The following is a 16474-nucleotide window of genomic DNA, read 5'->3' as shown; positions in this document are numbered from 1 at the left end:
GTGATCTCGTGCGGGATCGCCTTTTATTATTTTTTGAGATGAAAGCGGGGTTTCCCTTGGCTGGAGCAAGTTTTTTCGCATTGCTGGATGATATTGCAGGTATTTTGGATGATGTCGCTGCCATGACTAAAGTGGCGGCGAAGAAAACCGCCGGTGTATTGGGTGACGACTTGGCGCTGAATGCGCAACAAGTTTCCGGAGTGAATGCTGATCGTGAACTACCGGTTGTGTGGGCAGTTGCAAAAGGTTCGTTTCGTAATAAGTTAATTTTGGTGCCGGCCGCATTGTTGATCAGCGCCATTATCCCTTGGGCTATTACGCCGCTGCTGATGTTGGGCGGTATGTTTTTGTGTTTTGAAGGGGTTGAAAAAATCTGGCACTCGCTGACTCATACCGCAGACGCGGACAATGCCGGGCATGCTGATGCAGACGATGAAAATGCGGCTTTATTACAAGCTGCGGCCAGTGATGAAGGGCGTCGGCGTATTGAACAGCAAAAAGTGAAAGGTGCGATTACTACCGATTTTATTTTATCGGCTGAAATCATCGCGATAGCTCTTGGTACGGTGGCTGCTTACTCTTTGACTGTGCAGTTCTCGGTATTGGCGGCGGTGGCGATTGTCATGACCGTTGGGGTGTATGGCATTGTGGCGGTGATTGTGAAGCTGGATGATGGTGGTTTGTATCTGGCGCGCATCCCCGGTAACAGTTTACCGGTACGGGTATTGCACAAAGCGGGTTATGGCATTTTGATGGCCGCGCCGTATTTGATGCGTTCGCTGACGGTGATTGGCACCGTTGCCATGTTTATGGTCGGTGGCGGCATTGTTGCGCACGGCTTGCATTTTGTGTCGGTGGCTATGTTGGATTTGACTGCGTCACTGACATTGATGGGCTCTATGGGGAGCGTATTAACAGCCCTGATGCCAATGTTCCTGAATGCACTGTTTGGTGTATTGGTCGGCATGGCGGTTTTTGTGGTAGTGAGCGCGTTGGGGCAGGTTAAAAAACGCTTATTCTAACGAAAACTCCCTGAATACAGGCCGGAGAGTGCGTGGTGCTCTTCGGCTTTTTTGTTTGTGTTGCGATACCCTTCCTTCCTGTGATTTTTACTTACAGTCTCACCTAGCTCGTTACGCCAACGTCATTATGGTGCTTGATATTGCGGGTTGTAGCGGATGAATACTGGATATTGCCAGTTGTAATTGCCAATACGGTTTGCGGCTTTTGCTTACATAGCCTGATAACCCGACAAATCCCACAGCGTTATCCTACCAACAACGATGCTGCACGCCGCTAGCTCACTATCTGATGGATTTATACGCAGTTAGCTGTGTGGCGCAGCATGACAATATTGACTGTATTTTTGGTTGTCCAGATGAATATCAAATCTATTTTCCATCGTACCAGTGCAACGGCTTCAACGCAGGAGTCAGGCACCTGCAATTTGACTCGTCGTAAGCTGTTAGGGGTGACAGGTGCAATGCTGGCGGCGCAGCCGCTATTGGCTTTGTCGTCGAGTGTTAGAGCGGCATGCATGCCATCTTCAGCGCCTGAGGGTGAAGGCAAAGCGGCGATCCCGACGCCGTTATCCGGCAATTTCCCATGGCAACAATTTAACTTGGATATCGCCTACGGGCCAAAAATGCCGCAAGGCTGCCAGCTGATTCAGATTAATGATCAGCCATGTGGGCCGGAAATTCGGCTCAAAAAAGGGAATATCTTTTACACCACCGTGCGTAACCGGATGAAAGAGCCGACCACCGTGCATTGGCATGGCATTTTAGTGCCTAACTTGATGGATGGGGTGCCGAATGTTTCGCAAGTGCCGCTCCCGCAAGGTGTAGAGACCACCTACAGCTGGCCGGTAGTGCAGGGGGGAACCTATTGGTATCACTCGCATTTTGGCTTGCAAGATCAGCAGGGCTTAGCTGGCCCGTTGATTTTGGAAGATCCTGATGAGCCGTTTGTTTACGACAAAGAAGCGGTGCTGTTTATGGAGGACCGCTTATCCGCTGATCCGTATCAGGTGTTGGATGCGTTGCAGCATAAGCCAGCGCCAGAGGCGGCAATAGCGCCAACATTACCGCCGAAAGAGGCTGTTTTCCCATATCCGGGTGGCAAAAAATTTGGTGTGGATGTGCAATATACCCGTTTCCCACTTAATGGCTGCTTGCCAGAAAAGCCATTTATCGTGGAGGCGAAGCCCGGTGAGCGTATCCGGCTGCGTGTTATCAACGGATCTTCATCTTCTTATTTTTGCTTTTCGGTGCAGGGGCATGAACTGCAGGTGATTGCTAAAGATGGCAACATTGTGCAGCCACTGGCGTCGGATGCCATCTTGATGGCGACGGCTGAACGCTATGATGCGCTGATCACCGCTGGTAAACCGGGGATTTATCGGATTGTGGGCGAGGCGGTCGGGCAGACAACCGGTGCGTTGGCGATCCTACGGGTTGGTGATGTGGCGTTGCCGGCAGAGTTTGCTGTGCCAACACCGGCAGATAGCATCGCAACACGGGCTCAATTACGGTTAGCTGATGCGTGGGTGATCCGTTCCATGTTACCGACAACTATGCCAGATGTACCGCAAGAGCGAATTGCTATGCGGCTCAATGGTGATATGAAAACCTACCATTGGAGTGTCAACGGAGAATATTATCCTGATGCTGCGCCGGTTGATATTTCTCAGAAACGGCGCGTGGTCTTGGAAGTGATCAACGAAACCATGATGTATCACCCGATGCATTTACATGGCCACTTCTTCCGCGTATTGGATCGACATATGCGGGATGCCAATCATTCGGCCTTGATGGACACCATCTCAGTACCGCCAATGGCCAAGGTGGCATTGGAGTTTTATTCGGATAATCCGGGGCGTTGGGTGTTCCATTGCCATAATATGTATCACATGGTTTCAGGCATGTTGCGGGTGATCCAATATCGCGCTACTGAGTAAAACCGCTGAAAGAATAATAGGTTGCGGTGAGAGGAAAATAAAAGGTCACCGGTGTGCGGTGGCCTTTTATCTGTTGTAACAGGCTTGGTGCACATCAAGTACCACGGGTGACATGTGGAAGAAAATCATCACATTATCTCCTCGGTGATCAGTCATAAAGTGATCCCCGGGAATGAGTTTGCATTTGAAAAATTGGTGGAGCATTTACTGCATGATACGCAGTCATTTGCTGGATTTCTGGGTGCGAGGGTCGTGCGTCCAGATCAAGCGCAGCCGGAGTTTAAAGTGACGTTTAACTTTGCTTCGCGTGAGCAGTATGAGGCATGGCTTAATTCAGAGTTACGCCGCCGCTGGACTGTGCCTATGGAAAAATTGAGTACAGGCAGTGAAGTGGAGATTCAGCGTGGGCAAGAGATTTGGTTTACGTTGCCAGAGCTGACCTCCAGTAGACCACCGAACCGGCACAAAATGGTGTTCTTAACGTGGCTGGCGATTTATCCCTCAGTACAGATTTTTTCGTATTTGATCCACAGTTTGCATCTGCACTGGGTCACTCCGGTGATTTTTTTGTTTATTACCGGATTAACGGTACTGTTCGTTTCATACCTACTGTTGCCTTGGTATACGCGGTTGTTCAAATTTTGGCTGTGGCCTAGGCCTACGGCGCAGGGCAAACAACTGTCACATAACAGCGCGCAGCAGAAGCCATGATCTAAAAAGGCCGCTAACACTTGGCATATTAGCGGCCTTATCTTGCATGATCGTCGTAATTAATGTCTTTGTAATTACAAAATCATGGCGGCAATCCAGCCGAAAATCAGCAGCGGGATGTTGTAGTGAATAAAGGTTGGCACTACGGTATCCCAGATATGGTCGTGCTGATCATCCATGTTCAGGCCGGATGTTGGGCCCAATGTGGAATCAGAGGCCGGTGAACCCGCATCGCCCAGTGCACCTGCTACACCCACCAGCGCGATAGTCGCCATTGGCGAAAAGCCAAACGAAATGCACAGTGGCACATAGATGGTGGCAATGATCGGTACGGTCGAGAAGGAGGAGCCGATCCCCATGGTGATCAGTAACCCAACAACCAGCATCAGGAACGCACCCAGCGCGCGGTTATGACCAATCACATCGGTAATGGAATGCACCAGCGTTTCCACGCTACCGGTAGCTTTCATGACAGCGGCAAAGCCAGATGCGGTGATCATGATAAAACCAATCATCGCCATCATCTGTACGCCACGGCTAAACACATCTTGCGTGTCACGCCAGTTGATCACGCCGCCAACGATGAACACGATAAATCCCATCAGTGCACCCAGAATGATGGAGTTCGTGTACAGCTGCACACTCAGGGCACCTAAAATCGCAACACCTGCAACCCACAAATGACGCGTTTGGATTTCTTTTTTCTCGGGCTCGGCAGCCAGAATTTTCTCAACATCGTAATGACGAGGCTTGCGGTAGCTGATGAACAGTGCGGTGAACAAACCCACCACCATACCGGCAACCGGCAGCGCCATCGCGCTAGGAACTTGAGCTGCAGTAACACTCAGGCCATTGTTATTCAGGTTTTGCAGCAAAATGTTGTTGAGGAAAATACCGCCAAAACCCACCGGCAAGATCATGTACGGCGCGGTCAAACCAAAGGTAATGGCACAAGCCACAGCGCGGCGATCTAACTTCAACTGTGCCATCACATGCAGCAACGGCGGGATCAGAATAGGGATAAACGCAATGTGGATAGGGATGGCGTTTTGCGAAGAAATCGCAATCAGGGTAATGGCCAGCAGCAGCATATACTTGAACCAGAACACCTTATTGGCGCTGGCTTCACGGCCAAGACGTTTGATGACATATTGTGCCAAAACATCGGTAATACCGGAGCGGGAAATCGCGACAGCAAACGTACCCAGCATGGCGTAGCTCAGGGCAATTTCAGCACCGCCACCCAGACCACCGGTAAACGTTTCAACTGTTTGTGTCAGACTCATGCCACTTAGCAGGCCGCCGATAATGGCTGAAAATGTCAGCGCAATCACGACGTTTACCCGCATCAGGCTCAGCAAGAGCATAATACTGACGGCAATAACAACAGCATTCATAGGAAAAAGGATATCATTCAGTGAAGTTGTAGAATACCGGTTAAGATTCCGTATTCACTGGCATTTGTCGAGCATAAATTTTGACATCCGAGTAGTTATATTGAGGCAAGTCGTGATTTTTGCTGTGACAACCGCCTACTGTTTGCAAAAAGCCAATATCTAACCAATTGTATTTTAAGGTTTGTTTTTTATAATTGCCTTTTTTCTCATCACTATCGCGATTCTTGGCCGCGTAGCAGAATCAATCTCAATACATTGCGCTGAATTCAGGCTAAAATGCAGTACTTTTCTTGTTTTGAATGGGCGGAGATCGAATGGGCCATTTTGTGTCGGGCAACGTAAGCTTGCAGCTGGAGCGTTATCCGGAAGAGGAGTCTGCCGAGTTACAGGCCTGGGAAGCGGCGGATGAATATCTGTTGCAGGAATTAGAGGGCGTGCAACCGGGTGGGCCGGTACTGATTTTTAATGATCAGTTTGGCGCACTGACTTGTGCTTTGCATTCGCATCATCCGATCAGTATTGGCGACTCCTATATTAGCCAACAGGCTTTGCTGCGCAATCTGGTTCGTAATGAACTGCCAGCTGATTGTGTAGCTTGGCAAGATACCTTGCAGGCGCTACCCGAAAATCCAGCGTTGGTGGTGATTAAGATCCCGAAAACCTTAGCCTTACTAGAGCATCAATTATTGATGCTAAAGGCGGTGATGGGGCCACAGACGCAGATTTTGGCGGCAGCGAAAGCGCGCGATATTCATACCTCTACCTTGAAGCTGTTTGAGCGCATTATTGGCCCTACGCGTACCAGTTTGGCATGGAAAAAAGCACGCCTCGTGTACGCCACGCCAGATCTGGCTCTGAGTGCGCCGGTATCGCCTTATCCAACGGTGTGGACCTTGGAAGGCAGCGGCGAGCGTATTCATAATCATGCAAACGTGTTTTCTCGCGCATCACTGGATATTGGGGCGCGTTTTTTCATGCAACATATTCCTTCAGGCATGAGCGGTACGCTGGTGGACTTGGGTTGCGGCAATGGTGTGATTGGTCTCACTGCATTAAAGCAAAATCCAGATGCGGACGTTATTTTCATTGATGAATCTTATATGGCGGTGCAGTCCAGCCGGATAAATATTCAGGAAAATCATCCGGAATTTATGTCACGCTGTCGTTTTATTGTCGGAAATAGTCTGGAAGATATTCCTGCTAATTCGATTCAGTTGATATTATGTAACCCACCATTCCACCAATTGCAGTCAATTACAGATCATATTGCATGGCAAATGTTCCGCGATGCGCGTCGTTGTCTGAAAAAAGGGGGCTGGTTGCGCATTATTGGTAACCGTCATCTGGCATACCATCTGAAATTACGTCGTCTGTTTAATCAGTGCACGACAGTGGCTGGAAATAAGAAATTTGTCATCCTGCAGTCAGAGAAATAAAAGACGGCTTGTCGGATGATGCTAGAGCTAAATCGGTACGGTGTTGCGTGAGCAGCGCCGTATTTGTTTGGTTTTTTGTGGCGTGATACTTTGCGCCTGATCAAATGTCGTGCATTTGTTAATGCTGATCGGATGAGTGCTCTGCGGCATTTAAACGATGAATGTCGCCGAAATATCGTAGATATTTTCAATTCCTGATATTCATCAGGGTTATCTGAATGGGTGAATTGCAATTTAATCGATAGTATATATTGGCAGATGCTGAAATTCGTTCTATTATAGAAGTCTCGCAGTCATCATTATCTATGATGGCTTACTATTAGAACAATATCTGTTAGTTGCATTCATTATGTCACAAGAAATTATTAGCTTATTTAAAAACATTCGTTCTCTGCGTGCATTTGCTCGCGAAGTGGATCTGGAAACTTTAGAATCTGTACTGGAAAAGCTGACCGTCGTTGTTGAAGAGCGTCGTGAAGAGCTGTCCACGCTGAAAGCGCAAGAAGAAGAGCGAGCGCGTAAACTGGAACAATACCGCGAAATGCTTAAAGAAGACGGTATTGATCTGAACGATCTGCTGGATATCGTGGCAAAAGAGCCAGCGAAGAAGCAGGGTAAGCGCGCGCCACGTGCACCTAAGTACGAATACTTGGATGAAAACGGCGAAGTTAAAACCTGGACTGGCCAAGGCCGTACTCCGAGCGTAATTGCTAAAGCGCTGGAGAAAGGTGAGTCTCTGGATACTTTCCTGATCAAAACTCTGTAAGTTTGACCGCGTCTGCAAACGGATAATGTTTCAGTGGCGAATGGCTGGGTTAAACGTACCTGACTACCGCAGCGAGCTATGGCTAAGTAAGCCATAGCGGTAAATCGCGGTAATGTGGTGCGCGGTAATGTAGTGTTAGCTGCGGTGCTGGCAACAGTCTTCCCATCCGCTCGTCATTATGGGTTTTCGGAGTGACCCGCAGTATCTCTGATCTTAACCGGTATATGCTGTTATATCGTGAGTTTGTCTAACGTCAGGGTGCTGTTTTACAACGTGCAAGCACAGTACAAAGAATATAACTATAGAGTTAGTGCGACATTGTGTAATGTCATGATTTCAAAAGGAGCCGAAAGGCTCCTTTTTTCGTTTATGAATTATCAGTAACGTTATTGTTTTTAATATAAAAAATACAGCCACGGGCGAAGATAGGTTCAGTGCGATTGATGCCCTTGTTTTGCCTGATATTTTACAATCAGGCTGTGGACGTTTGGATAGTAACTGCCGGTAATGCTTGGCGAGAGTAAAAACAGTAATACGCCGTTTGGCTATGACTACTCCGAGGTATTTTCGAGGTGTTTACTCAGTTTTTATAGGGGAGTATCGGTTTATGGTTAGTACTATTATCCGGCGTATCATCACAGCAATCATTTTATGAATGTACATACAAAATTTTAAATCAACGTTACCAAGATGAGTGACTTTTCTGCCGTGCGTACAGGACGTTTAGTTTCTGTCATATGACGTTTATAGGCCACGATGTTAGGTGGGTTATGCGAGTGATGTGCATAGGATAATAGACTGCCGAAAGGGGAGATTATTTGCCGCAGATCTGAGTTGATCCTGATTATCTGTTTGTTATCTATCTTGTCTTGCTTATGTAGTGTGTTGTTTTTCCTTTTTTCATCCCTCTTCTTTTGTCTTTCTTCTTATCTTGTTGCTTCCTTTGCTGATGATTCTTAGTTGCTACATAACCGGTTTTTTCTCTGGGACTGAAAGGTGAGATTCTTACGCGAGGTAGTTAGGTGAGAATGTAAAAACATTCCTAACAAATGATTACAAGTCATGATGATTTTGCAGATTACTATCCTATATATCATTTAAATCACAATTGATGGATAAAGGCGTTAATTGATTGGCGGTCTATGTTGTTGCTGATTTTTGCTGTCGATAAATTGACTCGCATCACAAGCGCATAAAATTGGTCTATGCTTGAAATTTGATTGGATTGGCTAAACGTGTTTGAGGCGGAGGTAATTACACTGGCTGAACTTGATGTGCTCGAGGAAGTAAAAACAGACTGGACATCATGACGAGAATTGCCATAATGCACTGTATAAAAAAACAGTGTTAAATCGACGTTATCTTACAGGTAAGCAGTACGCAGGAGTAACGGTACGGATCGCGCTTAAGGATGAGTGAACAGGAATGCAGTCATTCAGGATGAAACCGTAAGGGTGTGACTAGCTGGAGTAAGGGCTGGTAGCGGCGACATTAACGAATCAATGAGAAGAAACCTGTTCATACCGCACTATTGGGCATGCGTAATATTCCGCATGGCTGGCGGGTGACGATCATACTTGAGGCGGATGGTTATGACTGAACTTAATCTCGATTCAGTAGCAGATGAATTGCTGACAGTGATCCGTAAACACCTTGGTGATGAGGCGGATATCAACATTTTGGTGATGGAAAACACCCCAAATCATATGCGGTTGAAAGTGGAAGCGCAGGGGCGTGAAGTGTTCAATATCGCGCTTAAAGGCGAGTAACCCATTTACCACCCACATCGGGGCAAGATTGGTAACAGAATGCTGATTGGTATACACTCTCGCCCCTTAATTACTCGGGTTTTACAGGGTTTTGCTGACTGATGATGGTAAGAGATAACCGGTTAGAGCTGCTGGCGCCGGCCAAAAATCTGGCGTTTGGTATTGAAGCAATCAAACATGGTGCGGATGCGGTGTATATCGGCGGTCCGGCCTTTGGTGCCCGTGCAGCAGCCGGCAACAGTGTGGCAGACATTGAGCAACTGGCGGCCTTTGCGCATCGCTATGGTGCGCAGGTGTTTGTGGCACTGAATACCATTTTGAAAGATAGCGAATTGGCGCAAGCGGAAGTGCTGGCGCATCAAATCTGGAATGCGGGCGCAGATGCGTTGATCGTGCAGGATCTGGGATTGCTGCAATGTGATCTGCCGCCGATTGCGCTGCATGCCAGTACGCAGCTGGATAACCGCACACCGGAGAAAGTCCGTTTCTTACAGGATGTCGGTTTCTCACAAGTCGTGCTGGCTCGTGAGCTGAGTTTGGAGCAGATCCGCGCGGTATCTGAGCAGACATCAGTACAGCTGGAGTTTTTCATCCACGGTGCGCTGTGTGTGGCCTACAGCGGTCAGTGCTATATCAGTCATGCGTTAACCGGCCGCAGTGCTAACCGCGGTGAATGTGCGCAGATTTGCCGCGTGCCATGTTCGCTGAAAACCCGAGAAGGGGAGACGCTGGTACAAGATCAGCATCTGCTATCCCTTAAAGACATGAACCAAACGGCCAACTTACGTGCGATGATTGATGCGGGTATTCGTTCGTTCAAAATCGAAGGCCGTTTGAAAGATCTCTCCTACATCAAGAATGTGACGGCGTGGTATCGCCAGCACTTGGATGAGATTTTGGAAGAACGTCCTGAGCTATCGCGTTCTTCTGCGGGGCGAAGTCAGTACAGCTTTGTGCCGAATCCTGATAAAACCTTCAACCGAGGTAGCACCGATTACTTCTTGTTGGGGCGTCAGCCAACGATCACTTCATTCCGCACGCCGAAATATATCGGTGAGGAAGTGGGTAAGGTGACTCGCGTTGGCCCGAACTGGTTTGAAGTGAGCGGTGAGACTGAGTTTAACAACGGTGATGGCCTGTGCTATTTCAATGCGCGTCAGGTGGTTAATGGGTTGCGGGTAAACCGTGCGGATGGTCGTCGCTTGTTTACGGCAGAGCCGGTACGGGGTTTGACGGTAAATACGGTGTTGTACCGTAACCGCGATCAGGTGTTTGACGGCACGCTGGAAAAAGAATCTGCGACTCGCCAGATTGGTGTCACGCAGCACTTTAGCGAAACAGCCGACGGTTTCCTGTTGCAGATGACCGATGAGCAAGGTTTTAGCGTTAGCATCCCGTTAGCGGTAGAGAAGAGTCCGGCGAACAACCCTGAGCGAGCGTTCCAAAGTATCCGTGAGCAGTTGGCTAAACTGGGTAACACGTTGTTCTACTCGCAGCACATCGATGTGACATTAGAGCAGGCATGGTTTATTCCGGTTTCTGCGCTAAATGCGTTACGTCGTCAGGCGGTTGAGGCGTTAGAAGCGGCGCGCATCAATGGCTATCAGCGTCCGCTGCGCCATCAGGCCATTGGTAATCCGGCTTTCCCACAGGAAAATCTCAGCTATCTGGGTAATGTGTATAACCATGCGGCGGAAAATTTCTATCGCATGCATGGGGTCGATGACATTGCGCCGGCTTATGAGCTGAATCAGGAAGCGGATGAAGTGTCGCTGATGATCACCAAACACTGTTTGCGCTATACCCAGAATATGTGTCCGAAAGAGGTGAAGGGATTAAAGCCGGATCCGCTGGTGCTGGAGATGGGTAACGACATTTTCCGTCTGAAGTTTGACTGTAAGCGCTGCGAGATGCATGTGCTGGGAAAACTGAAAAGCAAAGTACAGCGTAGCGCGAGCTAATTTAGCAAAATTTCGTCTTGATAACGCCTAACACGCTCAATCAACTCAATAAAATAACAGGCGCAATCAACATTCAACATGCCGTGGATAGGCGAAGGAGAATTACACCCGTTCGCTGCCACGGTATTTTTTTAACGCCCAGCGACCTACGCCAGTGAGAACCACGGTGGTCAAGCCAATCAACGCATTGTTAACCTGCTGACTGCGGGCTTTGCCGTGCAAAACCCAATGCACGAAGTGCTCACAGTTGTTAAACAGCAAGTGATACTTATCTTCCCCAAGGCGACTACGCGCGCGTTTCACTGCTTCTTGCCCTTGGTATCGGCCTTTATTGTTTTGTACGCGAAAACCAAAACCGGCATGAAATTCATCTACACTGATTTCACACACACTGCCGCTGACCGCATTGCGGTGCAGGCCGGAGTAGTGGATCACGGTATTATTGCCGATATAAATGCCGTGGTGAGAATAGCCGGGGCGTGGGGAAACTAAGTGATCGCCGGGACACAAGGCGTCAGGATACTGCGCGTGCTGCATTATCGAACCTCTTGATAACGAAAGCCGGTTTGAGGTGATGGCTAATCATGATGCGCTCATGTGCAGTGCATGATAGTCGTGATGGAAAGAAATAACACGAGAGGGATGGAGAGAAACTCATCCCGCCATGGCCATCAGCCAGATAACGGGATGAGTATAGCCGTTAATCACCGATTTCAGAAACGTGCGGTGACCGCGTCGGCCAGTTTTTCCAGCAGTTTTTCGGTATCTGCCCAGCTCAGGCAAGGATCGGTAATTGACTGCCCGTACACCAACGGCTGACCGTTAACGACTTTTTGCGCGCCTTCGGTGAGGAAGCTTTCGGCCATGATGCCGGCAATGGCTCGTGAGCCAGCGCGAATTTGGCCGCACACGTCATCACACACATCCAGCTGACGGCGATGCAGTTTCTGGCAATTGCCATGACTGAAATCCACCACCAGATGTTCGGCCAAATCAAATTCCCGCAGACGATCGCACGCTTGGGCCACATGCTTCGCTTGATAGTTCGGATCTTTACCACCGCGCAGAATAATATGCCCGAATGGATTTCCTGAGGTGCGGTAAATGGTCATATGGCCGGTTTTGTCTGGCGATAAGAACATGTGTGGTGCACGGGAAGCGCGAATTGCATCAATAGCGATACGCACGTTGCCGTCAGTACCGTTTTTAAAGCCGACCGGACACGAAAGCGCTGATGCCATCTCGCGGTGGATCTGGCTTTCGGTGGTACGGGCACCAATTGCGCCCCAGCTGATCAAATCAGCAATGTACTGACCGGTCACCATATCCAAAAATTCGGTCGCGGTAGGCAGGCCAATCGCGTTGATATCCACCAGCAGCTTGCGCGCCATGCGGATCCCTTCGTTGACCTGATAGCTGCCATCCAAAAACGGATCGGAAATCAGCCCTTTCCAGCCCACCACGGTGCGCGGCTTTTCAAAATAGGTGCGCATGACGATAAACAGGCGATCCTGATAACGTTCATGCAAAGCATGCAGGCGGTTGGCGTAGTCCAGCGCGGCCTTCGGGTCGTGAATGGAGCAAGGGCCGACAATCACCAGCAGGCGCGGATCCTGTCCGCTTAAAATATTTTCAATGCAGGTTCTGGCCTGCAATACCATCGCGGCGACCTGATCATCGAGTGGATAATCGTCAGCCAGCTGAGCAGGCGTGACTAAGCTGTCAACGCGCTCAGTGCGTAACTCATCAGTTTTAATAGACATCTAAATTCTCTTGGTAACTTCATACAGACGCGCTGTGAAGAGACTCACAAACACACAATAACGGAATTTATCCGCGCTGCAAGCAGTCCGGCCAAGATAGGTATCGATTCCCTACACAATGGAAGGAATCGTTAGCAGATTGTCTAAATTTAAAACATCTGACGGTTAAGCTGCATGATGTCCATAATTTTGGTTGAGATCTCCTCTACCGAGAAGTTGGTTGTATCGATAAAGGGAATTCGCTCGCATTGATATAGCAGTTCAACCTCGGTCAGCTCCAGTCGGCATTGGCGTAACGACGCATAACGGCTGTTATCGCGCCGTTCACTGCGAATTGCCATCAAACGCTCTGGATGAATGGTTAAACCGAACAGTTTACCGTGAAACGGTTTCAGTGCTGCGGGCAGGCTGAGGTTATCCATGTCATCGGCAATAAACGGGTAGTTAGCGACTTTCAAACCAAATTGCATCGCCATATACAAGCTGGTGGGGGTTTTACCGCAGCGCGATACACCCAACAAAATCACGTCAGCCTGCTCCATGTTACGCAGCGAAATGCCGTCATCGTGCGCCAGAGCAAATTCGACCGCGGCGATGCGGGAGTCATATTTTTCCAAGTTACCGCGCGCCAGCCCGTGGGTTCGATGCAGGGTTGGGGTCGGGGCAATTTGCAGCTCATTTTGTATCGGGGTGACTAAGGTATTCAGAATATCCTGACAACAACCTTCGCTGCGCTCGATGATCGCTTTAATTTCCGGCATCACGATGGAATAAAACACCAATGGGCGTGAGCCGCTATTTTGATAGCAGGAATTTATTTGCTGCCGGATCGCTTCGGCCTTCTGTGGCGTTTCAACAAACGGCACGGTGATTTGTTGCAGGGTTAACGGAAACTGTGAAAGAACCGCGTGCCCTAACACTTCGGCAGTGATCGCCGTTCCGTCTGAGATATAAAATACCGTCCGTTCCAGATGAGATGACATGCAGGTGGCTCCGTAACAGGGGGTGCACCACAGTGCTATCTGGTGGCGCAGAGGCTGTGATGGCTAGAGTTTCATTTCATTGATTGAATCTGAGTCCATACTGAATCAGGCGCGGAAAAACACCAATCTGAAACACCAGAAACGTAAACCAACGCACGAAAATTGATGCTCGGTATGGCGTCAGTGAGGGCGCGCCGAGTGAACGAATCCCTTGTACTAGCAGCATTGCACTAGAAACACCGCACTAACACCATCGGACTGAAAACATCGCATTGACACAGGAGAGGCGAGCCGTGGAACCGTATGTACTCTGGTATCACCAGTTAGGCATGAATGATGTAAACCGTGTTGGGGGTAAAAATGCGTCGCTTGGCGAGATGATCGCCAATCTGTCTGGGTTGGGCGTCAGTGTGCCGGATGGTTTTGCCACCACGGCGCGTGCATTTAATGAGTTTCTGGAGCAAAGCGGGTTGAATCAACGTATCCATCAATTATTGGATACGCTGGATGTGGACGATGTACGTGCACTGGCAAAAGCGGGGGCGCAAATTCGGCAATGGGTGGTGGATACGCCATTCCAGCCCGCGTTAACGCAGGCTATTGCTGAGGCGTATGCGCAGTTGAGTGCGGATATGCATGCGGAAGGCTCGTTTGCGGTGCGCTCGTCGGCCACGGCGGAGGATATGCCGGATGCGTCATTTGCCGGTCAGCAAGAGACGTTTTTGAACGTGCGCGGGTTAGATGCCGTGATGCTGGCGGTGAAACATGTGTTTGCGTCGCTGTTTAATGATCGCGCGATCTCTTATCGCGTGCATCAAGGCTATGACCACAAAGGCGTGGCGTTGTCGGCGGGGATCCAACGCATGGTGCGCTCAGATAAAGCGGCATCGGGCGTGATGTTTACGTTGGATACGGAATCTGGTTTTGACCAGGTGGTGTTTATTACCTCGTCCTATGGATTGGGGGAGATGGTAGTTCAGGGCGCGGTGAATCCGGATGAGTTTTATGTCCATAAGCCGATGCTGGAAGCGGGACGCCCAGCGGTTGTGCGTCGGACGCTAGGCTCGAAGCGGGTGCAGATGGTCTACTCGGGTAGTGCTGAGCACGGTAAGCAAGTCGAAGTGTGTGATGTGGATGCGGCGCGCGCGCAAACCTACTCCCTCAGCGATGCCGAGGTGGAGCAATTGGCACGTCAGGCGCTGGTGATCGAGCGTCATTATGGTCGCCCGATGGATATCGAGTGGGCCAAAGATGGGCTCGATGGCCGGCTGTATATTGTGCAGGCGCGTCCGGAGACGGTGCAGGCAAATCAGCAAGTCACCGAGCGTTTCCGTTTGGAGCAAGCCGGTGAGGTGTTAGCCGAAGGGCGTGCCATCGGCCATAAAATCGGTGCCGGTACGGTGCGCATTGTGGCGCGTATCGATGAGATGGACAAAGTCCAACCGGGGGATGTGCTGGTGACTGACATGACCGATCCGGATTGGGAGCCAGTCATGAAGCGAGCGGCGGCGATCGTGACTAATCGCGGTGGACGAACTTGCCATGCGGCGATTATTGCCCGCGAGCTGGGTATTCCGGCGGTGGTCGGCTGCGGTGATGCCACTCAGACGCTGCATAATGGTATGCCGGTTACGGTATCTTGCGCCGAAGGTGACACCGGTTTTATCTACCAAGGCATATTGCCGTACAGCGTGCAAAGCTCACAGATTGATGCGATGCCGCCACTGCCGCTGAAAGTGATGATGAACGTAGGTAACCCCGATCGCGCCTTTGATTTCGCGCGCTTACCTAACGAAGGGGTGGGTTTGGCGCGACTGGAGTTCATCATTAACCGCATGATTGGCGTGCACCCGAAAGCCTTGCTCAATTTCGAACAGCAGCCAGCTGAATTGCAGCACATTATTCGCGGCATGATGGCGGGCTATGCCGATCCGGTTGAGTTTTATATCAGCAAACTCACGGAAGGGATCGCCACCTTAGCGGCGGCATTTTGGCCGAAGCGGGTGATTGTGCGGATGTCAGACTTTAAGTCCAACGAATATGCCAATTTGGTGGGTGGTGAGCGCTATGAGCCGCACGAAGAAAACCCGATGCTGGGCTTTCGCGGTGCGTCGCGCTACGTTTCGGCATCCTTCCGTGATTGCTTTGCGCTGGAGTGCGCGGCCATTCGCCGCGTGCGTGAGGTGATGGGGCTGACGAATGTCGAGGTGATGATCCCGTTTGTCCGTACACCGGATGAAGCGCGATCCGTGCTGGCGTTGTTGGCCGAGCAAGGTCTGCAACGCGGGGAGCAAGGGCTTAAAGTGATCATGATGTGTGAAATCCCATCGAATGCCCTGTTGGCCGATGAGTTCTTGCAACTGTTTGACGGCTTTTCTATCGGCTCGAATGATATGACGCAGCTGGCGCTGGGGCTAGATAGAGACTCCGGCATCATCTCGCACCTGTTTGATGAGCGTAATGCGGCGGTCAAAGCACTGCTGGCGATGGCGATTCAGGCCGCGAAACGGCAAGGTAAGTATGTCGGGATTTGTGGACAAGGCCCATCGGATCACCCTGATTTTGCGGCCTGGCTGCTGGAGCAGGGGATCGACAGTGTCTCGTTAAACCCAGATACGGTGGTGGAAACCTGGTTGTATCTGGCCGAACAGGCCGAGCGACAAGGAGCTTGCTAAAGCTTGCAGAGATAATCTGCAGCGTATCAAGCGGCTAAGTTAGCCGTAATTCAA

12 protein-coding genes are annotated in these 16474 nt (G+C 50.0%); 8 read left to right on the top strand and 4 right to left on the bottom strand.

Features of this window, described 5'->3' with window-relative positions:
* Positions 1-56 precede the first annotated feature (56 nt).
* The 3 genes from L975_RS02210 to L975_RS02200 all read left to right on the top strand — a co-directional run bounded on the left by L975_RS02210 (position 57) and on the right by L975_RS02200 (position 3670).
* Positions 57-1022 (top strand): DUF808 domain-containing protein, encoded by a 966-nt coding sequence (locus L975_RS02210; protein WP_047706965.1) that lies wholly within the window; start codon positions 57-59, stop codon positions 1020-1022.
* A 356-nt stretch (positions 1023-1378) separates the two neighbouring features.
* On the top strand, positions 1379-2959 hold the full coding sequence (locus L975_RS02205) for a multicopper oxidase family protein (RefSeq protein WP_177326614.1): 1581 nt from the start codon (positions 1379-1381) through the stop codon (positions 2957-2959).
* Positions 2960-3073: 114 nt separating this feature from the next.
* A complete protein-coding gene (locus L975_RS02200; protein ID WP_047706936.1) occupies positions 3074-3670 on the top strand; it encodes an antibiotic biosynthesis monooxygenase in 597 nt (198 codons plus the stop codon).
* 74 nt (positions 3671-3744) lie between these two features.
* Here L975_RS02200 and L975_RS02195 read toward each other — a convergent pair whose 3' ends face one another.
* On the bottom strand, positions 3745-5067 hold the full coding sequence (locus L975_RS02195; RefSeq protein WP_010863796.1) for a Na+/H+ antiporter family protein: 1323 nt from the start codon (positions 5065-5067) through the stop codon (positions 3745-3747).
* 314 nt (positions 5068-5381) lie between these two features.
* On the opposite strand from L975_RS02195, the gene rlmG reads away from it, so the two are divergent.
* From rlmG to L975_RS02180, 4 genes are all read left to right on the top strand, one after another.
* On the top strand, positions 5382-6503 hold the full coding sequence (gene rlmG, locus L975_RS02190) for a 23S rRNA (guanine(1835)-N(2))-methyltransferase RlmG (protein ID WP_047706935.1): 1122 nt from the start codon (positions 5382-5384) through the stop codon (positions 6501-6503).
* Positions 6504-6852: 349 nt separating this feature from the next.
* A complete protein-coding gene (locus L975_RS02185) occupies positions 6853-7269 on the top strand; it encodes an H-NS family nucleoid-associated regulatory protein (protein ID WP_010863794.1) in 417 nt (138 codons plus the stop codon).
* Between the two features lie 1592 nt (positions 7270-8861).
* Positions 8862-9038 carry a hypothetical protein gene (locus L975_RS18015; RefSeq protein WP_156121064.1) on the top strand — a complete coding sequence of 59 codons (177 nt, stop codon included), beginning with the start codon at positions 8862-8864 and terminating at the stop codon, positions 9036-9038.
* Positions 9039-9139: 101 nt separating this feature from the next.
* Positions 9140-10999 (top strand): U32 family peptidase, encoded by a 1860-nt coding sequence (locus tag L975_RS02180; RefSeq protein WP_047706933.1) that lies wholly within the window; start codon positions 9140-9142, stop codon positions 10997-10999.
* Between the two features lie 102 nt (positions 11000-11101).
* On the opposite strand, the gene L975_RS02175 is transcribed toward L975_RS02180, so the two are convergent.
* The 3 genes from L975_RS02175 to L975_RS02165 form a co-directional block, all read right to left on the bottom strand.
* A complete protein-coding gene (locus L975_RS02175; RefSeq protein ID WP_047706932.1) occupies positions 11102-11536 on the bottom strand; it encodes a lecithin retinol acyltransferase family protein in 435 nt (144 codons plus the stop codon).
* Between the two features lie 176 nt (positions 11537-11712).
* A complete protein-coding gene (locus L975_RS02170; protein WP_047706930.1) occupies positions 11713-12762 on the bottom strand; it encodes a 3-deoxy-7-phosphoheptulonate synthase in 1050 nt (349 codons plus the stop codon).
* Positions 12763-12911: 149 nt separating this feature from the next.
* A complete protein-coding gene (locus L975_RS02165; RefSeq protein WP_047706928.1) occupies positions 12912-13745 on the bottom strand; it encodes a pyruvate, water dikinase regulatory protein in 834 nt (277 codons plus the stop codon).
* Positions 13746-14038: 293 nt separating this feature from the next.
* Between L975_RS02165 and ppsA the strand changes: the two genes are divergently transcribed.
* Positions 14039-16420: a phosphoenolpyruvate synthase gene (gene ppsA, locus L975_RS02160; RefSeq protein ID WP_047706927.1), complete on the top strand. Its 2382-nt coding sequence runs from the start codon at positions 14039-14041 to the stop codon at positions 16418-16420.
* Positions 16421-16474 lie beyond the last annotated feature (54 nt).

This window comes from Plesiomonas sp. ZOR0011 (assembly GCF_000800945.1).
Lineage (GTDB): Bacteria > Pseudomonadota > Gammaproteobacteria > Enterobacterales > CAMTGL01 > Plesiomonas > Plesiomonas shigelloides.
The sequence above is the reverse complement of the archived record's forward strand: the minus strand, read 5'-3'. Positions and strand labels throughout refer to the sequence as shown.